The following is a 21666-nucleotide window of genomic DNA, read 5'->3' on the forward strand; positions in this document are numbered from 1 at the left end:
CTCCTGATTAGCGGGAAAACTTCAACGGCAGGCCGGTCAAGGCCAACAGTTCGTCGGCGGTGACGTCGCCGAACATGTCGGTCACGGTGACGCCGTCGGCGCGGATGTCGAACACCGCCACGTCCGTGTACACGCGCGATACGCAGCGCACGCCCGTCAGCGGATACGTGCAGGCCTCGACCAGCTTGCTCTGGCCTTCGCGCGTTTGCAGTTCCATCATCACGAAGACGTCTTTGGCGCCGATGGCCAGGTCCATCGCGCCGCCCACGGCGGGGATGGCGTCGGGCGCGCCGGTGTGCCAGTTGGCCAGGTCGCCGTGTTGCGACACCTGGAAGGCGCCCAGCACGCAGATGTCCAGATGGCCGCCGCGCATCATCGCGAACGAGTCGGCGTGATGGAAGAACGAGCAGCCCGGCAGTTCGGTCACGGGCTGCTTGCCGGCGTTGATCAGGTCGTAGTCTTCCTGGCCCTTGGCGGGCGCGGGGCCCATGCCCAGCATGCCGTTTTCGGTATGCAGGATGACTTCGCGGTCAGCCGGCAGGTGGTTGGCCACCAACGTGGGCAAGCCGATGCCCAGGTTGACGTAGGCGCCTTCGGGAATGTCCTGCGCGACGCGGGCGGCGATCTGGTCGCGGGTCAGTTTGGTGCTCATTGCTGCTCCTTGGCGGCCGGGGCGGCGTCGATCTGGACGACGCGCTGCACGAAGATGCCGGGGGTGACGACGGTTTCGGGGTCCAGCGTGCCCAGTTCAACCACTTCGCGCACTTGCGCCACGGCCACGCGCGCGGCGCTGGCCATGATGGGGCCGAAGTTGCGGGCGGTCTTGCGGTAGACCAGGTTGCCCCAGCGGTCACCACGCTCGGCCTTGATCAGCGCATAGTCCGCATGCAGCGGATATTCCAGCACGTAGTGGCGGCCATTGATCTCGCGCACTTCCTTGCCATCGGCCAGCGGGGTGCCGTAGCCGGTGGGCGAGAAGAACGCGCCGATGCCGGCGCCGGCGGCGCGGATGCGCTCGGCCAGGTTGCCCTGGGGCACCAGTTCCAGTTCGATCTTGCCGCTGCGGTACAGGCCGTCGAAAATCTGCGAATCGACCTGGCGCGGGAACGAGCAGATGATCTTGCGCACGCGGTTCGCGCCCAGCAGGGCGGCAAGGCCGGTGGTGCCGTTACCGGCGTTGTTGTTGATGATGACCAGGTCTTTCGCGCCCTGTTCGAGCAGGGCGTCGATCAATTCCATGGGCTGGCCGGCAGTGCCGAAGCCGCCGATCATGACGGTGGCGCCGTCGGGTACGTCCGCCAGGGCGGCCGCCGCGCTTGCAACAAGCTTAGAGATCATGATGTTCGCTCATAGGTGGCGTGTCATAATTTGTTCTTCACTAGAACTTTCGTTCTTCTGAAGAACATCGTTTCATGGGGACCGCACAGCGTCAAGACAACCCGACGCACGGCGATCCTCCATCGTTTGGCGTTGCCCGCAATGGCAACGAACGGCTCGCCAGCGGCGAGCTTTTTACTCTTGGGACCTACCGGATGGCCGAGCAAGACCCCCAGCAGCCCAGCGACAGCTACGTGCAATCCTTCGCGCGCGGCCTGTCGGTGATCCGGGCATTCGGCCCGGGCCGTTCGCAGATGACGCTGTCCGAAGTGGCCGCCGTGACGGGGCTGACTCGCGCCGGCGCGCGCCGCATCCTGCTGACGCTGGAACACCTGGGCTACGTCACCGTCACCGACCGCAAGTTCGAACTGACCCCGCGCATCCTGGAGCTGGGCTACGCCTACCTGTCCGGCACGCCGCTGTGGAACCTGGCCTTGCCGTACATGGAAGAAGTGGCCGAGCAGACGCGCGAATCGTGCTCGGTGTCGGTGCTGGAAGGCGCCGACATCGTGTACATCCTGCGTCTGTCCACGCACAAGGTGATGACCATCAACCTGGCCGTGGGCAGCCGCCTGCCGGCGTGGGTGACGTCGATGGGCCGCGTGCTGCTGGCCGGCCTGCCGGACGGGGAACTGGACCGGGTGCTGGCCATGAGCCAGATCCAGGCCTATACCCCGCAAACCGTGACCGATATCGCCGACCTCAAGCGCCTGCTGGCCGGCGTGCGCGCCGATGGCTACGCGTGCGTGGCGCAGGAGCTTGAACCCGGCCTGCAATCGGTGGCCGTGCCCATCGTGGACCGCAGCGGCCGGGTGATCGCCGCGATGAACGTCAGCGGGCAGTCCAACCGCTTTACGCGCGAGGCCATGCTGGACGCCTTCCTGCCGCCCTTGCGCCACGCCGCCGACCAGATCAACCACGCGCTGCTGCGCCGCTGATTGCGGCGGGCAGGCACGAAGGTCAGGGCGGTTCAGCATGGCGCGCGGGCTCAGATGGGCGCGACGCCCAGCGTCGTGCCGCCGCACACATACAGCATCTGGCCCGTCACGAAGCCGTTGTCGGGCGACAGGAAGAACATGGCGGCGCGCGCCACGTCTTCCGGCGTGCCCAGGCGCTTGACGACGATGCTGTTGATGATGCGTTCCGTTTGCGGAGCGCCCGCCGGATTGCTCTTGGTGAAGAGGTCGGTGGCGATGGGGCCCGGGCCGATGGCGTTGACGGTGATGCCGTCGCCGCCCAGTTCCATGGCCAGCGTGCGCGTCAGGCCCACCAGCCCGGCCTTGGTGGCCGAATAGACCACGCGTTCGGGCTTGCCCAGCGCCGCGCGCGACGACATGTTCACGATGCGGCCAAAGCCGGCTTCGCGCATGGCGGGCAGCGCGGCCTGCACCAGGATCAGCGCGGTGCGCAGATGCAGGTTCACCACATAGTCCAGATCCGCCAGGGTGGCCGTGTCGGCCGTGCCCGGGCGCGTTGCACCGGCGTTGTTCACCAGGCCCACGATGTTGTAGGCGGCGGTGACTTCGGCGGCCACTTCCTTGGTGCGCGCTTCATCGGTCAGGTCGGCCTGATACGAGACCAGCCCGGCCGGCGGATTCTCGGGCAGTCGGTAGTCGATGTTGACCACCTTGTGGCCCGCATCCAGCAGCATGCGAATGATGGCGGCGCCTATGCCGGCGCTGCCGCCGGTGACGAGATACGCAGTGGGTTTGCTCATATCGGTTTCCAGTCTGTTCTATGAAAGCGCGTGGGTATCAGTGCGTGGCGTAGCCCCAGGCCAGCACGGCGGTGATGTGGATCACGCCCACCCACAGCATCATGATGACGGTGTAGCCCATCACGTCGCGCAGCTTCAGCTTGGACAGGGCCAGCGCCGGCAGGATCCAGAAGGGTTGCACCAGGTCGTTCCAGGCGTTGCCCAGCATGACGGCCATGGTCGTCTGGTTCATCGCGCTGCCGATTTCCTTGGCGGCGTCAATCATGAACGGACCCTGGATGACCCAGTGGCCGCCGGCCGACGGCGCAAAGAAGTTGATGAAGAACGAGCTGATCAGGCCCCAGAACGGCAGCGTGGCCGGCGTGGCGAAATCAACGAACACTTGCGAGATCGACGTCACCAGTCCCGACGCGGCCATGATGGCCATGATGCCGGCGTAGAACGGGTATTGCAGGATGATCCCCGAAATCGTCTTGATGCCTTCGGTCAGCTTGGCCACGTAGGCGGCCGGCGTGCCCAGCAGGATGATGCCCAGGAACAGGATGATGAAGTTGATCAGGTTCAGGTCCAGCGAGCCGCCGTCCATGAAGTGGAACGTAACGTAGGCAATGCCCAGCGCGCCGATCAAGAGGCTCAGGATGCGGCTGTTATTCAGCTTCGAGGCAATGGTGCCCTTTTCCAGCATGTCTTCGCTGGCGTTGGAGGCGTTGGCGTCGCGGTCGATGGCCGGGTCCACTTCAACGATCTTCTCGCCCTTCTTGGGGTGCAGCCACGCGTTCAGCAGCGGCAGCGTGATGATGATGACCAAGCTGGTGATCAGCATGGGCACCGAGAAAATGGTTTCCGACAGCGGGATGGTGCCCATCTGTTTGGCGGTGGGGTGGCCGGGGGTGGCGACCAGCACCGGGATGCTGGCGGACAGGCCCAGGCCGTACATCGTGAAGCCGCTATAGGCGGCCGCGATGATCAGCGGGTAGTGCACGCCCTTGACCTTCAGCGCCAGCTTCTTGGCGACGATGCCGCCGATGACCAGGCCAAAGCCCCAGTTCAGGTAGCTGCCCACGCCGCCGACCAGCGTGGCGACGATGATGGCGGTGTGCGGCTTGTGCACGTGGCTGACGATGCGGTTCAGCAGGCGGTCGGTCAGCGGCGCGGTGGCCAGCACGTAGCCCATTGCCAGAATCACGGCCATCTGCGTCGTGAACGCCAGCAGGCTCCAGAAGCCCTTGCCCCAGGCGCGGGTCACGTCGCCGATGCTCTGGCCTTCGATGCCCATGGCCAGCAGCACGGTCAGCAACGTCAGTGCAATCGCGAAAACAAAAGGATCCGGCAGATACTTGCGCATCAGCTCGGTAAAGAATGAAGCCAGTTTATTCATGGTGCCTCCAACAACTCCGTAGGCGGGTTCTCTAGTGCCGCGCCCCGCGCGCCATCGGGTGGCGATGCGTAACGGGGATCGACGATTGGTTTTCTTTGTGTGGTGGGGCTCGTGGCCCGCTGGCGCGGTGGGCAATGCCCCGCGCCTTATCTGTTGTGGATTCGGGTAAGAAACGCCGTCAGGAGTCGTCGGCCTTGCTGTTCAGCCACGCCGCCAGTTCGCCCAGCGCCGCGCTTTTCTCGCGCAGCACGCGTTCGCGGCGCTCGGGGCTCCAGGTGTAGAAACCCTGGCCGCTCTTGGCGCCGATCTGGCCGCTGTCGACCTTGCTTTTCAGCAGGTCGGAAGGTTCGGTGCGGTTCTCAAGATCTTTGTACAGGTAGCTGGCAATCGCGTAGTGCACGTCGATGCCATTCATGTCGCGCTGCTCCAGCGGGCCGGACAGGGCCAGCCGGATGCCCAGGCTCCACTTGACCACTTCGTCGATGTCCTCGGCGCTGGCCACGCCCTTTTCCAGAAGCGAGATGGCTTCGCGCGCCAGCGCATGCTGGATGCGGTTGGCGATGAAGCCGGGGATGTCCTGGCGCACCAGCACGGGGCGCTTGCCGGCAAAGCGCAGCGTTGCCATGACTTGCGCGACGGTGGCGTCCGAGGTGTCGTCATTGCGCACGACTTCCACCAGCGGGATGACATCGGCCGGCGTGAAGAAGTGGGCGCCCACGAAGCGGTCGCGGCGCGTGACGGCGCTGGCGATGGCGTTGATGGACAGGCCCGACGTGTTGGTGGCGAACAGCGTGTGCGCGGGGCACAGCGCGTCAAGCTTGGCAAAGATGCCGCGCTTGAGCTCCAGGTTTTCCGGCACGGCCTCGATCACCAGTTCGACGTCGGCCGCGGCCTCCAGGCCGGCATCCATGCGGATGCGCGCCAGGGATTCCTGCACCTGCTCAGGCGCGTAGACGTTCAGCTGACGGTCGATGACGGCGCGGGCGCGGTCCAGCGCGCCGGGCACGGGATCGATCAGGACGATGTTCAGTCCCTTCGAGGCGAACAGGGCGGCAATGCCGCTGCCCATGGCGCCTGCGCCGATGACGGCGAGATTTTTGAGGGGAGTATCCATGACAGTTCGCTTGGGGCTGCTTGCAGCCGGGCGTAGCAGGCGGGCACGCGGGGAACCAGGGTGGTCTCTGTCTCGTCCTCAGGTGCCTTTCTGTGCGGCGCGGCCAGAAAAATCGTTTTGTTCTATATACGAACATTTGTGCGTGTATAGAATTTCTGTCAGGGATAGTACTAAAAGTCTCCAGGGGTGGACAAATGGCCCCTCAGCGGTGTTCGGCAGGTGGACGCTGCCGCCTAGCCCGAATTGCGCAGCCCGGCGGCAATGCCGTTGATGGTCAGGTGGATGGCGCGCTGCACGCGTTCGTCTATTTCCGCCTTTGGATTGTTCTGCGCCGCGCGGTGGCGGCGAATCAGGTCGATCTGCAAATAGTTCAGCGGGTCGATATACGCAAAGCGTTCGCGCAGCGAATCCTGCAACATGGGGTTGTCGGCCAGCAGTTCGCGTTGGGTCAACAGCTTCAGCATGGCCAACGTGCGGCCATGTTCGGCGCTGATCAGCCCGAAGACGCGTTCGCGCAGGCCGCGTTGCGGCACCAACTGCGCGTAGCGCGCCGCGATGGCCAGATCAGACTTGGCCAGCACCATTTCCATGTTGGACAACAGCGTGCGGAACGCGGGCCAGTCGCGCGCCATCTCGCGCAGCTGCGCCAAGCGCGCGCGTCGCGAACGCGGGCCGCCTTCGGCGCCCACTTCCAGATAGGCCTCGATGGCCGAGCCCATGCCGTACCAGCCGGTCAGCATCAGGCGGCATTGCGCCCACGAAAAGCCCCACGGAATGGCGCGCAGGTCTTCGATGCGCTGGCCCTTCTTGCGCGAGGCGGGGCGCGATCCGATGTTCAGGCCGGCGATTTCGCTGATGGGCGTGGCGGCAAAAAAATATTCGGCAAAGCGGGGCGTGTCGTACACCAGGCCGCGATAGGTGCGCTGCGCGGTTTCAGACATGAACGACATGGCCGGGCCGTGCTGCGCCATGTGCGCGTCTTCCGCGCTGGTCGCTTCGGCGCGCGGGGCCAGGCTGGATTCCAGCGTGGCGGCCACCAGCAGTTCCAGGTGCCAGCGGCCGACCTCGGCGTCCTTGTACTTGCTTTGGATGACTTCGCCTTGCTCGGTCAGGCGGATCTGCCCGGCGACGGTGCCGGGCGGCTGCGCCAATATGGCGTCAAAGCTGGAGCCGCCGCCGCGCCCCACCGACCCGCCGCGCCCGTGAAACAGGCGCAAGCGCACGTGCCGCGACGAAAACACATCCACCAGCGCGCGTTCGGCCTGGTACAGCGACCAGTTCGACGTCAGGAAGCCGCCGTCCTTGTTGCTGTCGGAATAGCCCAGCATGACCTCCTGCGCGCCGTTCTGCGCCTGCTTCACGCGCTGGCGCACTTCGGGCAAATCCAGCCAGGCTGCCATGATGTCGGCGCCGCGCTGCAAGTCGGGAATCGTTTCGAACAAGGGCACGACCATCAGGCCATCGTCGGGGTCCAGGTCCTGGCCCGCCGGGGCGATCAAGCCCGCTTCCTTTTGCAGCACCATGACTTCCAGCAGGTCGCTCAGCGTTTCGGTGTGCGACACGATGGTCTGGCGCACGGCCTGCTTGCCATAACGCGCGCGGCCGGCGGCGGCGGCGCGCAGCACGGCCAGTTCGCGCGTGGTGTCTTCGCTGTAGGCGATCCACGGCGAAGCCAGCGGGCGCGCCTGGGCCAGTTCGGCGCGCAGCAACGCCACGCGGGCGTCTTCGTCCAGCGCCAGGTAGTCCAGCGGTTTGCCTTCGTGCAGCGTGCCGGCGCGCTCGAACAGTTCGGCCAGCGCGCGTTCGTGCACGTCGGAGCTTTGGCGCAGGTCCACGGTGGCCAGGTGAAAGCCGAATACCTCCACGGCTTGTTGCAGGCCGGACAGGCGCAGCTTGGCGATGGGCGAGGCGTGATGCGCGGCCAGCGACGCGGCAATCACGGCCAAGTCGGCGGACAGTTCCCGCGGCGCTTGATACGCGGGGGCCGCCACGGTGCTGCGGCGCGCCAGGTTTTGCCCCGTCAGCGCTTGCGCCGTGGCGGCCAGTCGGGCATAGACGCCGACCAGCGCGCGGCGATAGGGCTCGTCGCTGCGGTGGGGGGAATCGTCGCCGCTGCTGTCGGCCAGCGCCAGCAGTTCCGGGTTGGCGGAGATCAGCAGGGTGGTGATCGACAGTTCCGCGCCCAGCGCGTGAACCTCTTGCAGATAGTGTTCAAACAGCACGGTGGCCTGTCGCAGCAGCGCGCGCTCCAGCGTGGCGGCATCCACGTTGGGATTGCCGTCGCGGTCGCCGCCGATCCAGCTGCCCATGCGCAGAAACGGTTCCAGCGGCGCGGGCGGCGCGGCGAACGGCTTGGCCGGCTCGCGGTTCAACAGCTTGGACAGGTCGGCGTACAAGCGCGGGATGACTTGCAGGAAGGTGCTGCGGTAGTACGACAGCGCGTTCTCGATTTCGTCGGCCACCGTCAGGCGCGTGTAGCGCAGCATGCGCGTCTGCCACAAGGTGGCCACGCGGCCGAGCAGCGCGGCGTCCAGTTCGGCCAGTTCCTCGGGCGTCAGCGGGCTATCGCGCTGGGTCAGCGCCAGGGCAATTTCGCGGTGCACGTCCAGCGTGCTCTTGCGCTGCACTTCGGTAGGGTGCGCGGTCAGCACCGGCACCACGCTGGCGTCGGCCAGCAGACGGCGGATGCGCGCCACGCCCACGCCTTGCTTGCCCAGCGTCAGCACGGCATCGCGCAGGCTGCCACGCGGCGCGGTGTCGCCGGCCAATGCGCGGGTGCGCTGGCGGCGGTTCTGGTCGCGGTCTTCGGCAATGTTGGCCAGATGCAGGAAGTAGCTGAAGGCGCGCGCCACGGAATTCGGGTCGTTGCCTTGCAGCCGCTTGACGCGTTGTTCCAGCAGCTTGCTGTCCGCCTCGTTGCCTTCGCGGCGGAATTTCACGGCAGTGCGGCGCAACGTTTCAATAGTGTCGAACACCCGTTTGCCTTCGCATTCCGCAATCACGGCGCCTAAAAAACGGCCTAGCAGGCGGATATCGTGGCGCAAGGGTTCTGCGGACTCGGACTGCGGGCGGCTGGCTTTCATCGGGCGGGGGTTCCGTCAGGCTGAAGGAAGAAAGAAAAGACGTGGGCGTTGCGGCACTACCGGGAAAATCGGACCGATTGATTTTACGCAGCGTTCCTTACGGGAACGTCGGTATCTCTCGGTTAAAGTCCGTGATGTCCCTTCGTCTTTGTAGAAGCCCCCTTTATGCAAAATCATCAACGTCGCGCGCTCGTACTGTTCTCGGGCGGCCAGGATTCCACCACGTGCCTGGCGTGGGCACTGGACCGCTATGCCCATGTGGAAACGGTGGCGTTTGATTACGGTCAGCGCCATCACATCGAACTGTCGGCGCGCTTGAATGTGCTGCGCGACATTCGCGCCAACTTTCCGGATTGGGCGCCGCGCCTGGGCGAAGACCACTTGCTGGACTTGAAGGTGCTGGGCCAGGTGGGCGACACCGCCATGACCAGCGACCGCGCCATCGAAATGCAGGCCAACGGGCTGCCCAACACGTTCGTGCCAGGGCGCAACCTGCTGTTCCTGACGCTGGCGGCGGCGCTGGGCTATCGGCGCCAGCTGGACGTGCTGGTGGGCGGCATGTGCGAAACGGATTTTTCCGGCTACCCCGATTGCCGCGACGACACCATCAAGGCGCAGCAGGTGGCGCTGGGCTTGGGGCTGGGCACGCGGGTGACGATCGAGACGCCGCTGATGTGGATCGACAAATCGGAAACCTGGGCGCTGGCCTATCAGCTGGGCGGCGACGCCCTGGTGGAAACCATCGTCGAAGAAAGCCACACCTGCTATCTGGGCGAGCGCGGCGCGCGGCACGACTGGGGCTACGGCTGCGGCGAATGTCCGGCGTGCAAGCTGCGCAAGATCGGCTGGGAAAAGTGGGTGGTGGCCTCGGCCGCGGAAGGCTGATGCTGGCGGCGGGGGGCAGTTGCGGGGGGCTGATGCGGGCTGGGGTTGCGCAGGCGTAGTCGGTGCAAGCCGGCGCGCCCGGCCCTTCAGGCCTGAGCCCGCCTCGAATCGGGCACAGCCGTCACCCTGCCGATAAACCGTCGTCTTAATACATACGCCGCCGCCGCGATCACGCCCGCCATTGCCGCCGACATCGCCATGGCCGCGCGCGCGCCCTGCGTCTCGATTAAAAACGCATACGCCACGGGCGCCGTGGCCGTCAGCAAAAAGCTGGGCACCAGCAGCGCACCGACCAGCGTGCCGTAGCTGCGAAAGTCAAACAAGGCCAGCGGCAGCGTGCCGCGCGTGATGGTCAACAGGCCGTTGCACGCCCCGTAAAGCAGGGCATAGGCGGCAATGGCGTACACGCTGCCGTTGGACAAGCACGCCAGCACAAAGCACAGGGGCATCAAGGTGGTGACGACCCACGTCAACGTCAGCGGATGCAGCCTTGCGCCCAACGTTACGTCGGCCATGCGCGCGGCGAACTGGCCGACGCCCCACAAGGCCGCCACGCTGGCCGCCGACGCGCCGGCCACGCCCATGCCCGTCATCAGCGCGATCAAATGCGCGGCGTTGCCGGCGGCCAGAAAGTTGGTCAGCATGGCGATCACCGCGTAAAGCGTGCCGGCCAGACGGCGTTCGGAGGCGTTGCGCGTCAAGCCGGCGGCCGGTCGGTCGGCGACAGCGGCGGGCGCGGCATACCGTTGGCGAGGCAGCGCCAGGTACAGCGGCAAGGTCGCCAACGCCAGCGCGCCGTAGACCAGCACCGCGCCGCGCCACCCCAGCCAGCCGGATAGCGCGTGTCCGGCCGGCCACATCACGGTGGATGCCAGCCCGCCAAACAGCGTGATCTGCGACATGGCCCGGCGCGCCGTCGGCCCGGCGGCGCGCGCCAGCGACGCAAACGCCGCGTCGTACAGGCACAGCCGCATGCCCACGCCCAGCACCAGCCACGCCAGGTAATAAGCGGCCAGCGCGTGCGCGGCGGCCAGCAGCGCGCAGCCCGTTGCCCCGATCAACACGCCCAACGGCATCACGCGATGCCCGCCCCAGCGGTCCACCGCGCGGCCGGCCAGCGGCGACACCAGCGCCATCGTGACGATGGCGGCCGAAAACCCGCCATAGACGACGGACGCGTTCCAGCCCAGGTCGGCCGTCATCGCCGGGCCGAACGCGCCGATCAGGTAGAACGTGACGCCCCAGTTGACCAGCTGGGTCAGCCCCAGGCAGACGACGGCGCGCGGCGCAATCACGGCCGCTGCGGTGGCGTCGTGTCGCCTTCGCCCAGGCTGCGCTGCATCAGCACCGTGTCACGCCATTCGCCATGCTTGTGGCCCACGGATCGCAGCGTGCCCACCGGATGAAAACCCTGGCGGGCATGCAGCGCCAGCGACGCGGCGTTGCGGCTGTCGCCCACCACCGCCAGCATCTGGCGCCAGCCGGCGGCGGTGCAGCGTTCAACCAACGCGGCCAGCAGCTTGCCGCCGATGCCCAAGCCGGAGCGGCCGGCCTTCACATAGACAGAGTCCTCAACCGTGTGCCGGTAGGCCGGGCGCGGGCGGTACGGCGTGACGTAGGCGTAGCCGACCACTTCAGCGTTGATCTCGGCCACCAGGTAGGGCATGTCTTTTTCCAGCACGCCCGCGCGGCGCAGCCGCATGTCGTTGATGGAAGGCGGCTCCAGCTCGAAGGACGCGGTGCCGTGTTCAACGTGGTGCGCGTAGATGGTCTTGATGGCGGGCAGGTCAGCGTCCGCGCTGTCGCGGATGAGAACGGTAGGGGTGTTGGGCGACATGGGAAGCCAAGAGCGGGACAAGGGAAAAAAACCAGTCGCCAGTGTGGCGCAAGCCCAATCATTAATAAAGCTTTGGTCCGTTATGATTTGCATAAGCAAAACTTTGGGTAAACGTCATGCGTGGCCTGAATCTGGACCATTTGCGCACCTTTGCGCAGGTGATTGAGCTGGGCAGTTTTTCAGCCGCCGCCGAACGCGGCGGCGTGACCCAGCCCGCCGTGAGCCTGCAAATCCGCCAGCTGGAACGGCGCTTTGGCTTGAAGCTGGTCGAACGCGTCGGCCGCCGTGCCGGGCCGACGGCGGCGGGGTTGGAACTGCTGACGCATATCCGGGTCATCGACGCGGCGCTGGCGCAGGCCGAGCAAGCCATGACCGCGCACGCGTCGCAGGTGTCCGGCCGCATCCGGCTGGGCACGGGCGCCACCGCTTGCACGTATCTGCTGCCGCCCATCCTGGCGCAGTTGCGCCGGCGCTTTCCCGCGCTGGATATCGTGGCCAGCACCGGCAACACCGTCGATATGTTGCGCGGGCTGGAGAACAACACGCTGGACATGGGGCTGGTGACCCTGCCCGCGCCCGGCCGCATGTTGCAGGTGACGCCCGTCATGGAAGACGAGTTCGTGGCCATTTTCCCGGCGCGCGACGCCGCCGCCATTCCCGCCCAGATCACCCCGCAGGCCCTGGCGCCGTGGCCGCTGGTGCTGTTCGAGCCGGGCGCGCGTACCCGGCGGCTGGTGGACGACTGGTTCGAAGCGGCGGGCGTCGCGGCCAAACCCGTCATGGAGCTGGGCAGCACCGAAGCCATGAAGGAAATCGTGGCGGCGGGCCTGGGCTGCGCGGTGCTGCCCAAGCTGGCCGTGTCGGGCGCGGGGCAGCGCGATGCGCTGGCGGTGCGTACGCTGACGCCGCGCCTGTCGCGCGAACTGGCGATTGTGATGCGGCGCGACAAGCCCCTGAGCCGGGGCTTGCGCCATTTGCAGGACGCGTTGCTGGCGTTGAAGGCGTAGGCCGCCGGCACGCCTGCGCCCGATCCAGCGTATTATTTACCGTTTTGCCGCCACGCTAACAGCACTCGAGACAAATCATGCCGCACTACCGTTCCCGCACATCGACCCACGGCCGCAACATGGCCGGCGCCCGCGCCCTGTGGCGCGCCACTGGCATGAAGGACGGTGATTTCGGCAAGCCGATTATCGCGGTAGTGAACTCGTTCACGCAGTTCGTGCCCGGCCACGTGCACCTGCGCGACCTGGGCGCGCTGGTCGCCAAAGAGATCGAAGCCGCCGGCGGCGTCGCCAAGGAATTCAACACGATCGCCGTCGATGACGGCATCGCCATGGGCCACGGCGGCATGCTGTATTCGCTGCCGTCGCGCGAACTGATCGCCGACTCGGTCGAATACATGGTCAACGCGCATTGCGCCGACGCCATGGTCTGCATTTCCAACTGCGACAAGATCACCCCGGGGATGTTGATGGCCGCCATGCGCCTGAACATCCCGGTCGTGTTCGTGTCCGGCGGCCCGATGGAAGCGGGCAAGGTCAAGTCGCCCACCGACGGCAAGGTCATCGCCAAGATCGACCTGATCGACGCCATGATCAAGGCCGCCGACCCCAACGTGTCGGACGCCGAAGTGGCCGAAGTCGAACGCAGCGCTTGCCCCACGTGCGGCTCCTGTTCCGGCATGTTCACCGCCAACTCGATGAACTGCCTGACCGAAGCCATCGGGCTGGCCCTGCCGGGCAACGGCACCATCGTCGCCACGCACGCCTGGCGCAAGGGCTTGTTCGAGCAAGCCGGCCGCCTGGTCGTCGATTTGTGCCGCCGCTACTACGTCGAAGAAGACGAATCGGTCCTGCCGCGCAACATCGCCACCAAGAGCGCGTTCCAGAACGCGATGGCGTTGGACGTTGCCATGGGCGGCTCGACCAACACCGTGCTGCACCTGCTGGCCGCCGCGCAGGAAGCAGGCGTGGATTTCACGATGGCCGACATCGACCGCATCTCGCGCAAGGTGCCGTGCCTGTGCAAGGCGGCGCCCGCCACCGACAAGTACCACATTGAAGACGTGCACCGCGCCGGCGGCATCCTGGGCATCCTGGGCGAACTGGCGCGCGCCGACCTGCTGGACCTGTCTTGCGGCAACGTGCACAGCGGTACGCTGGGCAACGCCATCCAGAAGTGGGACGTGGCCGGTGACGCAAGCGAAGAAGCGCAGAAGTTCTATCGCGCCGCGCCCGGTGGCATCCCCACCACGGTCGCCTTCAGCCAGGACGCCACGTTCCTGACGCTGGACACCGACCGCAAGACGGGCTGCATCCGCAGCAAGGAAAGCGCCTATTCCAAGGACGGCGGGCTGGCCGTGCTGTATGGCAACCTGGCCGAGAAGGGCTGCATCGTCAAAACCGCCGGCGTGGACGAATCGCAATGGGTCTTCACGGGCCGCGCCCGCGTGTTCGAAAGCCAGGACGACGCCGTTGAAGGCATCCTGGGCGACAAGATCGTGGCGGGCGACGTCGTCGTGATCCGCTACGAAGGCCCCAAGGGCGGCCCCGGCATGCAAGAAATGCTGTACCCCACGTCGTACCTCAAGTCCAAGGGCCTGGGCAAAACCTGCGCCCTGTTCACCGACGGCCGTTTCTCGGGCGGCTCGTCCGGCCTGGTGATCGGCCACGCCTCGCCGGAAGCGGCCGAGGGCGGCACGATCGGCCTGGTGGAAGAAGGCGACATCATCGAAATCGACATCCCCAACCGCAAGATGCACCTGGCGGTCTCCGACGAAGAACTGGCCCGCCGCCGCGCCGCGATGGACGCGCGCGCCGACGGCTGGGAGCCGGTCGGCCGCGAACGCGTGGTGTCGCAAGCCCTGCAAGCCTACGCAGCATTGGCCACGTCGGCCGACCGCGGCGCGGTGCGCGACCTGTCGCAGCTGAAGCAAAAAGCCAAGCGCTGATCGCGGCGCAGGGCTGGGAAGAACGGCGCCCGTGGGGCGCCGTTTTATTTGCGCGGTGCGGCGCCATTGGGGTCGCAAGACACCGCGCAATGTAGCGGGATACTGCGAAATACAGGGTTAAAGCGGTAAATTCGATCTACAACATATAGGCTGTTTTTTAGGCTTCAAGGACGCCCGACATGGCTTTGAATTCCGATGCATTGCGCGTGTTTCTCGGCGTGGTTGACGCCGGGTCGCTTAGCGCCGCGGCCGAGCTGCTGGGGCAGACGGCATCCGGAGTCAGCCGGGCCTTGTCACGGCTGGAAGATGACTTGGGCGTGATGCTGCTGAACCGCACCACGCGGCGCATGGAGCTGACCGAAGAGGGCGCGCACTTCTTGCCCAAGGCCCGGCAGATTGTCGCGTCGCTGGACCAGGCCGAAGAGTGCATGCGCATGGTGCATCAGCGGCCGGCGGGCAGATTGCGGGTGGATGCGTCGGTGCCGGTGATGCTGCATTGCGTGGTGCCGCACGTGGGGGAATTCCGGCGTGAGTATCCCGAGATCACGTTGGAACTGACCAGCAACGATCGCATCGTGGACCTGATAGAGCACCGCACCGACATCGCGATCCGCATGGGACCGCTAACGGATTCCACCTTGCATGCGCGCGTGTTGCGGCCGTCGCCGCGCTGGATGATGGCCAGCCCCGACTACATCGCGCGGCGCGGCGCGCCGGAAACGGTTGAGGATTTGGCGCGGCATGAAGTGTTGGGATTCACGCAGCCCGAAAGCCTGAACCTGTGGCCGCTCAAGCACGCGGGCGGGTCCAGTTTTCAAGCGACGCCGACGCTGGCCACATCAAGCGGAGAAACGCAGCGCCAGTTGGCGCTACGCGGCGTGGGCATCGCCTGCCTGTCGGATTTCGTAGTGCGCGAAGATATCGCGGCGGGCAGGTTGGTGAAGGTGATGGAAGGCGTGTACAGCGATCACCTGCAACCGATGCACGCCGTGTACCACCGCAACACGCAGCTGTCGCGGCGCATCGCGTGCTTCCTGGATTTTTTTGCGCAGCGGGTTTGATGCGTTCTTGAAGCGTTCTTGACGCGCTCTTGACGCGCCGCATGCAGGGCCGTGCACGCCGCGCGAAGGTCCCACTGAAGGCGGCCCCGCCCGCACGCCGCCTTCTGCTGCTTACGCGTGCAGTGCCCGTCCAAACGCAGCCAACACCGATTCGTGCAGTGTTTCCGACAACGTCGGATGCGCGAATACCGTGTGCATCAAGTCTTCCTCGGTGGCTTCCAATGACGCCGCCACGCCATAGCCGGTGATCAGCTCGGACGCTTCGGGATGGATGATGTGCGCGCCCAGCAGTTCGCCTGACTTCGCATCGAACACCGTCTTGACCAGCCCTTGGTCTTCGCCCATGGCGATGGCCTTGCCGTTGCCGGCAAAGGTGAATTTGCCGACGCGGATCTCGCCGCCGTGGGCCTTGGCGTGTTCCCGCGCGCGGGCTTCCGTCATGCCGATGCTGGCCACTTGCGGGTATGAATACGTGCAGGCGGGGATGCGCAGCGGGTCGATGGCGTGCACCGTCTTGCCCGCGATGGCTTCCACGCACAGCACGCCTTCATGGCTGGCCTTGTGGGCAAGCCAGGGCGCGCCGGCCACGTCGCCGATGGCGTAGACGCCGGGTTCGCCGGTGAGGCAATGCGCATCGGTGACGATGTGGGTTTTCTCGACCTTCACCCGCGTCTTCTCCAGGCCCAGGTCTTCAACGTTGCCGACGATGCCGGCCGCGACGATAACGCGGTCCACCTCCAGCTGCGTGGTCTTGCCTTGCTGTTCCAGCGTGACGCTGACGCCCTTGGCAGACAGCGACGACGCCGTAACGGCGCATTGCGTCAGCACGCGGATGCCCTGCTTTTCGAACGCCTTGCGCGCCAGCTGCGAAATTTCCGCGTCTTCTTGCGGCAGGATTTCGGGCGTCATGTCGATCAGCGTCACGTCCGAACCGATGGCGCGGTAGAAGCTGGCGAATTCCGCGCCGATGGCGCCCGCACCCACCACAAGCAATGTCTTCGGGATCTCGTTGGGGGCAAGGGCCTGGCGGTAGGCCCAGATGCGTTCGCCCAGCGGCAACGCGGGCAGTTCGCGGGCACGCGCACCGGTTGCCAGGATGATGTGCTTGGCGGACAGCGTTGTGCCGTTGTCCAGCGCCAGCTTGCCGGCGCCGGCCAATTGGGCGCGCGCGGCGAACACCGTCACACCGTTCTTCTTCATCAGATGCGCCACGCCCTGGCCCAGCCGGCCCGCCACCTTGCGCGACCGCGCGACCATGGCGGCCAGATCGGCGCGCGCCTCACCGGTGCCGGTGACGCCGTAGTGCGATGCTTCTTGGCAGGCGCGCAGCACCGTTGCGCTGTGCAGCAAGGCCTTGGTGGGTATGCAACCCCAGTTCAGGCAGATGCCGCCCAACTCGGCGCGTTCCACCAAGGCCACCGACATGCCCAGCTGCGCGGCGCGGATGGCGGCCACGTAGCCGCCGGGGCCGCCGCCAACGACGACCACATCAAACACGTTCTTCGTCATCGTCGGGCTCACAGCAGTATGCGCACGGGGTTTTCGATCAGCGTGCGCAAGGCGGCCAGCCAGCGCGCGCCCACCGCGCCGTCCACCGCGCGGTGGTCGGCGGACAAGGTCACGGTCATGACGGTGGCGGCGACCAGTTCGCCGTTGTCGCCTACGACAGGCCGCCGTTGGGCCGCGCCCACCGCCAGGATGGCGGCCTGCGGCGGGTTGATGATGGCGGCAAACTGGCTGATGCCGTACATGCCCAGGTTGCTGACCGTGAGCGAGCCGCCCGTGAATTCCTCGGGCTTCAAACGGTTGATCTTGGCGCGCCCGGCCAGCTCGACGATTTCGTTCGCGATGGAAGTCAGGGACTTGATGTCCGCGTCGCGCACGATGGGCGTGACCAGGCCGCCGTCGGTGGCGACGGCCACCGAGATGTCGGCGCCGGCGTGGTATTCGATGTCGTCTTCATGCCAGCTGACATTCACTTCGGGCACTTCGCGCAGCGCCAACGCGGCCGCGCGCACGATGAAATCGTTGACCGACAGCTTGACCGCGCCGCCATGATTCGCTTGCGCGCGCAGGGCCAGCAGCGCGTCCATCTTGCAGTCCACCGACAGGTAGAAGTGCGGCACGTTCTGCTTGCTTTCCGTCAAGCGGCGGGCGATGGCGCGGCGCATGCCGGTGTGCGGCACGCGGCGCGCGGCGGGGCGGCCGGATGGTGGCGTGGCGTTAGCGGTGGGCGCGGGCGCACGGTCGCGCGCGGCCTCCACGTCGCGGCGCACGATGCGGCCATGCGGGCCGGTGCCGGTCACGCCCAACAGGTCCACATGCCACTGCGCGGCCAAACGGCGCGCCAGGGGGCTGGCGAACAAGCGACCGCCGGGAACGGGGGCGGTGGAGGCGGGAGCCGCATCAGACGGAGAGGGGGCGGCCGTTGCGGTCGGCGCTCCAGCAACCGCCGCGGCCGCCCCGCCATGTTCCGCCAACGCGCGATCAACCGCCGAGGCATCTTCGCCTTCGGCGAGCAGCACGCCGATTACCGTGTTGATCGGCACCGACGCCGCGCCGGCCGGGACCACGATGCGGGCCAGCACGCCCGCATGCTCGGCGTTGATTTCGACGATGGCCTTTTCGGTTTCGATTTCCGCCAGCGCATCGCCGACGGCGACGGTGTCGCCTTCCTGCTTGAGCCACTGGTGCAGGTTGCCGCCCGACGTATCGGCGGCAACAGAGGGGAGCTTGATTAGGTGAGCCACGATGTTCGTCCTAGTTGGCGGCGCCGGCCAGATCGGGCCGGTAGTCGGCGGGGTCGTCGTATTCGACCAGTTCCAGCACGTTGCCTTCGGGGTCGCGGAAGAATGCCAGCCACGTGCCGGGGCGCACTTCCATGGGCGCGGGCGCGCTGTCAAAGACCACTCCCCGCGCTTGCAGGTTGCGCACCACGCCCGCCAGGTCGCGCACGATGAAGGTCAGGTAGGTGGCGCCCTGGCGATCCAGGATGGCCGCGCCGCGCACGGCGGGTTCCGGCGCCACGTTCGGTTGCAGCAGCTTGATGCGTTCGCCGTACGGCGTCTGCAAGCGCGCCACGTCGTAGCCATGCGCGGTAAGGCCCGTGGCCCGTGCCTTGTCGGCGGGCACGCTGACGCGGTTCACCAGCTTCAGGCCGACGACGTCGGTGTAGAACGCCAGCAGCGCGTCCAGATCCCGGCAGCAGATGCCGACTTCCATCGGCACGGTCATGTGTAGCGCGTTCATGCCTGTTCCCCCAGATCGGCCAGCACGTCGGCCAGCCCGGCCAGCACCTCCTCGGTGTCAGCGAATGCCGCGCGTTCCAGCACCTTCGAGATGCTGGGCGACGCCTCGCCACCCGTGACGCGCTTGATCGGCTGATCCAGCCAGTCGAAATAGCGGCGCTGGATTTCATCGGACAGCATCGCGCCGTAGGACGTGCCACGCGCGCCTTGCTCCACGATCAGCACGTTGTTGGTCTTCTGGATGCTGGCGCCGATGGTGTCCCAGTCCAGGCTGGCGCGGTCCAGCGTGCGCAGGTCGATCACCTCGGCATCCACGCCCGCTTCCTCGGCCGCCTTCAACGCGCGGCTGACCATCGACAGGTACGTCAGGATGGTGACCTTGCCGCCCGTGCGGCGCACGCGCGCCTTGCCGAAAGGAATGGCGTAGTCCAGGTCGCCGTCGGGCACCTCGCCCGTCGAGGCGTATAGGTCCACGTGTTCGATTACCAGCACAGGGTCTTTCGAGGCCAGCGCGGTGTTCATCAGGCCCACGTAGTCATACGGCGTGGACGGCGCCACGATGCGCCAGCCGGGCGCGGTGGCGAAGATGCCGGCCGGGTCCATCGAGTGCTGCGAGCCATAGCCCGTGCCCATCGCAACCTTGGTGCGCAGCACGAACGGCACGTCGATGTCGCCGCCGAACATGTGGCGGGCCTTGCCGATCTGGTTGAAGATCTGGTCGGCCGCCACCCACATGAAGTCGGGGTACATGAATTCAACGATAGGCTTGTAGCGCCCGTCCATCGCCAGGCCGCCGCCCAGGCCGGCGAACGCGTTCTCGGAAATGGGGGTGCCCAGCACGCGGTCGGGGTACTTGTCCTTCAGCCCGCGCGTGGCGCCGTTGGTGCCGCCCTTCAAGCGGTGCACGTCTTCGCCCAGCACCACGACACCGGCGTCCGTTTCCATGCGGCGGTCCAGCACGTCGGCCACGGCATCGACAAACTTGCGTTCGACTTTCGCACCCGTGTGGTCGTCGGCGTCCTGGTAGCGCAGGCCGGCCAGTTCGGCGCCGTCACTGCGCAGGCCCACGTCGCGGAAGTCGGGGCGCGGCCACAGGTCGGCGCGCACGCGGCGCTTGCCGCCGTCAGCGGCTTCGGTCAGACGGCCGCACACGTCTTTCATGACGTCCTTGCAGCGCTGGCGCAGCGCGTCCACCTCGGCTTGCGTGATCAACTTGCGGCCGATCATTTCGGTAGCGATCTTGTCCAGCGGATCGCGTTGGCGCCACTGGGATTCTTCGTCCTTGGTGCGGTAGCCAAAGGCGCTGCCGGGGAACGGGCCGTTCTGGTGAAAGAAGCGGTACACGTCCACTTCAACGATCGTCGGGCCGTTGCCCGCGCGCATGTGCGCCACGGCTTCGGACATGGCCAGGTGCACGGCCAGCGGGTCCATGCCGTCAACCTTCCATGACGGAATATTGAACGCCAGGCCGCGTGCGGACAGGCGCGGTTCGGCGGTGGATTCTTCCACCGTGGTCGACACCGCGTAGCGGTTGTTCTCGATGAAAAAGCACAGCGGCGTTTTCCATGCGGCCGTCAGGTTCATCGTTTCCAGCACGGACCCGATGTTCACCGCGCCGTCGCCAAAGTAAGTCACGGCCACGCGGTCGGTGCCGGCGTGTTTGTGTGCCCAGCCCGCACCGGCCGCCAGCGGCACGCCGCCGCCCACGATGGCGTTGGTGCCCAGCGCGCCCGCTTCCAGCCAGCGCAGGTGCATGCTGCCGCCACGGCCCCGGCAGAACCCTTGCGCCAGGCCCATGATTTCGGCCAGCGTCTTTTGCAACACGTCGTCGATGGCGGGCGTGATCGGGTTGCGCGGGTCCAGGCCCAGCGGCGCCACGTGTTGCAGCGCCTTGGCCAGAAATTGATGGTGCCCGCGATGCGAGCCGTTGATCTGGTCGCCCGCGCCCAGCGCCAGCACCGACCCGACGGCGCCGCCTTCCTGGCCCACGGACGAATGCGCGGGGCCGTGCACCAGGCCTTCGGCGGCCAGGTCCAGCACGGCCTCTTCAAAGGCGCGGATCCAGTGCAGCTGGGTCAGCATCGTGCCCAGCAGGGCGGGGTCCGCCTGCTGCCAGTCACGCGCCTCGACCGTCAGTTGCCGCCAGGGCGCCTGGGGCTCAAGCGGTTGGTAGGTGGCCATGAGTGAATCTCCAGAATGTTTTTAAGCGTCGGTGCGGTTAGAGGTAGCTGTAGCGGCTCCAGCCGCCGTCGGCCACCAGGGTGTGTCCGGTGATGTAGGCGGCCTGGCGCGATGCCAGGAAGACCGCCAGGTCGGCCATTTCGGCCGGCTGCGCCATGCGGCGCAGCGGGGTGCGCTGCTTCAGGCGTTCGGGGTCCAGGCGGCCACGCGCGGCCAGGTCCCGTACCAGATCGGTCTCGACGTAGCCGGGGGCCAGCGCGTTCACGCGCACGCCCATCGGGCCCCATTCCACGGCCAGCGTTTCGGTCAGCAGCACCACCGCGCCCTTCGTGGCGCAATACGCCGCGCGGTCGGGCGCGGCCACCACGCCGTACATCGATGCCAGGTTGATGATGCTGCCCGCGCCCGCCGGCACCATGCGGCGGCCGGCCGCCTGCGCGCACAGGAACACGCCGGTCAGGTTGATGTCCACGGCGCGGCGCCATTCGTCCACGGTGACTTCCAGCGTGGGCTTGTTGGCCGAGATGCCGGCGTTGTTGACCAGCACGTCGATGCCGCCCCAGGCCTGTTCGACCTGGGCAAATGCACGCTCGACGGCGTCGGCGTCGGTGACGGACGCCTGCACGGCCATGGCCTGGCCGCCGGCCGAGGTCAGTTCGGTCACGGCGGCCTCCAGCGCGGCGGCGTCCATGTCCAGCAAGGCCACGCGCGCGCCCTGGCGCACGAACGCGTGGGCGGTGGCCAGGCCAATGCCCTTGGCGCCGCCGGTAATGACGACGCGTTGGCCGCGCAGGTCGCTATGGATGACTTCTGTGGTGTGGTCCAAGGTAGA

The 21666-nt window shown here is 66.8% G+C and carries 18 protein-coding genes; 5 read left to right on the top strand and 13 right to left on the bottom strand.

Going from position 1 to position 21666, the window contains the following annotated elements:
- Window positions 1-7: 7 nt before the first annotated feature.
- Together V6F88_RS12845 and V6F88_RS12850 are read right to left on the bottom strand one after the other, a co-directional pair.
- A complete protein-coding gene (locus V6F88_RS12845; RefSeq protein WP_046803260.1) occupies window positions 8-652 on the bottom strand; it encodes a 3-oxoacid CoA-transferase subunit B in 645 nt (214 codons plus the stop codon).
- Window positions 649-1338 (bottom strand): 3-oxoacid CoA-transferase subunit A, encoded by a 690-nt coding sequence (locus V6F88_RS12850; protein WP_046803261.1) that lies wholly within the window; start codon window positions 1336-1338, stop codon window positions 649-651. The genes V6F88_RS12845 and V6F88_RS12850 overlap by 4 nt, the downstream gene beginning before the upstream one ends.
- A gap of 194 nt (window positions 1339-1532) precedes the next feature.
- On the opposite strand from V6F88_RS12850, the gene V6F88_RS12855 reads away from it, so the two are divergent.
- Window positions 1533-2315, top strand: coding sequence for an IclR family transcriptional regulator (locus V6F88_RS12855; protein WP_332610266.1), 783 nt, complete (start codon window positions 1533-1535; stop codon window positions 2313-2315).
- A gap of 50 nt (window positions 2316-2365) precedes the next feature.
- Here the strand turns inward: V6F88_RS12855 and V6F88_RS12860 are convergent, their stop codons facing one another.
- From V6F88_RS12860 to ppc, 4 genes are all read right to left on the bottom strand, one after another.
- Window positions 2366-3094: an SDR family NAD(P)-dependent oxidoreductase gene (locus V6F88_RS12860; protein ID WP_332609913.1), complete on the bottom strand. Its 729-nt coding sequence runs from the start codon at window positions 3092-3094 to the stop codon at window positions 2366-2368.
- A gap of 37 nt (window positions 3095-3131) precedes the next feature.
- Window positions 3132-4472, bottom strand: coding sequence for a short-chain fatty acid transporter (locus V6F88_RS12865; RefSeq protein WP_332609915.1), 1341 nt, complete (start codon window positions 4470-4472; stop codon window positions 3132-3134).
- A 178-nt stretch (window positions 4473-4650) separates the two neighbouring features.
- Window positions 4651-5586 carry a 3-hydroxyacyl-CoA dehydrogenase family protein gene (locus V6F88_RS12870; protein ID WP_332609916.1) on the bottom strand — a complete coding sequence of 312 codons (936 nt, stop codon included), beginning with the start codon at window positions 5584-5586 and terminating at the stop codon, window positions 4651-4653.
- A gap of 233 nt (window positions 5587-5819) precedes the next feature.
- Window positions 5820-8669 (bottom strand): phosphoenolpyruvate carboxylase, encoded by a 2850-nt coding sequence (gene ppc / locus V6F88_RS12875; RefSeq protein WP_332609917.1) that lies wholly within the window; start codon window positions 8667-8669, stop codon window positions 5820-5822.
- A 165-nt stretch (window positions 8670-8834) separates the two neighbouring features.
- Here ppc and queC point away from each other — a divergent pair, with 165 nt between their 5' ends.
- Window positions 8835-9554, top strand: a complete 720-nt coding sequence (gene queC, locus V6F88_RS12880; RefSeq protein ID WP_332609918.1) for a 7-cyano-7-deazaguanine synthase QueC — start codon at window positions 8835-8837, stop codon at window positions 9552-9554.
- An 86-nt stretch (window positions 9555-9640) separates the two neighbouring features.
- Here queC and V6F88_RS12885 read toward each other — a convergent pair whose 3' ends face one another.
- Both V6F88_RS12885 and V6F88_RS12890 read right to left on the bottom strand, forming a co-directional pair.
- Window positions 9641-10849, bottom strand: coding sequence for an MFS transporter (locus V6F88_RS12885; protein WP_332609919.1), 1209 nt, complete (start codon window positions 10847-10849; stop codon window positions 9641-9643).
- Window positions 10846-11391 carry a GNAT family N-acetyltransferase gene (locus V6F88_RS12890; RefSeq protein WP_332609920.1) on the bottom strand — a complete coding sequence of 182 codons (546 nt, stop codon included), beginning with the start codon at window positions 11389-11391 and terminating at the stop codon, window positions 10846-10848. The genes V6F88_RS12885 and V6F88_RS12890 overlap by 4 nt, the downstream gene beginning before the upstream one ends.
- A 116-nt stretch (window positions 11392-11507) precedes the next feature.
- On the opposite strand from V6F88_RS12890, the gene V6F88_RS12895 reads away from it, so the two are divergent.
- From V6F88_RS12895 to V6F88_RS12905, 3 genes are all read left to right on the top strand, one after another.
- The gene (locus V6F88_RS12895; protein ID WP_332609922.1) at window positions 11508-12398 is read left to right on the top strand and encodes a LysR family transcriptional regulator; all 891 of its coding nucleotides are present in this window, start codon (window positions 11508-11510) and stop codon (window positions 12396-12398) included.
- A gap of 77 nt (window positions 12399-12475) precedes the next feature.
- Window positions 12476-14344 (top strand): dihydroxy-acid dehydratase, encoded by a 1869-nt coding sequence (gene ilvD, locus V6F88_RS12900; RefSeq protein WP_046803270.1) that lies wholly within the window; start codon window positions 12476-12478, stop codon window positions 14342-14344.
- 179 nt (window positions 14345-14523) lie between these two features.
- Window positions 14524-15405, top strand: a complete 882-nt coding sequence (locus V6F88_RS12905) for a LysR family transcriptional regulator (protein WP_332609925.1) — start codon at window positions 14524-14526, stop codon at window positions 15403-15405.
- A gap of 111 nt (window positions 15406-15516) precedes the next feature.
- Here the strand turns inward: V6F88_RS12905 and lpdA are convergent, their stop codons facing one another.
- From lpdA to V6F88_RS12930, 5 genes are read right to left on the bottom strand one after another with little or no spacing between them, the layout of a single operon-like run.
- Window positions 15517-16914, bottom strand: a complete 1398-nt coding sequence (gene lpdA / locus V6F88_RS12910; RefSeq protein WP_332609927.1) for a dihydrolipoyl dehydrogenase — start codon at window positions 16912-16914, stop codon at window positions 15517-15519.
- An 8-nt stretch (window positions 16915-16922) separates the two neighbouring features.
- On the bottom strand, window positions 16923-18155 hold the full coding sequence (locus V6F88_RS12915; RefSeq protein WP_332609929.1) for a pyruvate dehydrogenase complex dihydrolipoamide acetyltransferase: 1233 nt from the start codon (window positions 18153-18155) through the stop codon (window positions 16923-16925).
- A gap of 10 nt (window positions 18156-18165) precedes the next feature.
- Window positions 18166-18654 carry a VOC family protein gene (locus V6F88_RS12920; RefSeq protein ID WP_332609931.1) on the bottom strand — a complete coding sequence of 163 codons (489 nt, stop codon included), beginning with the start codon at window positions 18652-18654 and terminating at the stop codon, window positions 18166-18168.
- Entirely contained in the window at window positions 18651-20834 is a 2184-nt protein-coding gene (locus V6F88_RS12925; RefSeq protein ID WP_332609933.1) for an alpha-ketoacid dehydrogenase subunit alpha/beta, read from the bottom strand. The genes V6F88_RS12920 and V6F88_RS12925 overlap by 4 nt, the downstream gene beginning before the upstream one ends.
- 37 nt (window positions 20835-20871) lie before the next feature.
- The gene (locus V6F88_RS12930; protein ID WP_332609935.1) at window positions 20872-21660 is read right to left on the bottom strand and encodes an SDR family NAD(P)-dependent oxidoreductase; all 789 of its coding nucleotides are present in this window, start codon (window positions 21658-21660) and stop codon (window positions 20872-20874) included.
- Window positions 21661-21666: the final 6 nt, after the last annotated feature.

Origin of the sequence: Achromobacter sp. ESBL13 (assembly GCF_036668755.1) — a bacterium.
Classification (GTDB): Bacteria; Pseudomonadota; Gammaproteobacteria; order Burkholderiales; family Burkholderiaceae_B; genus Achromobacter.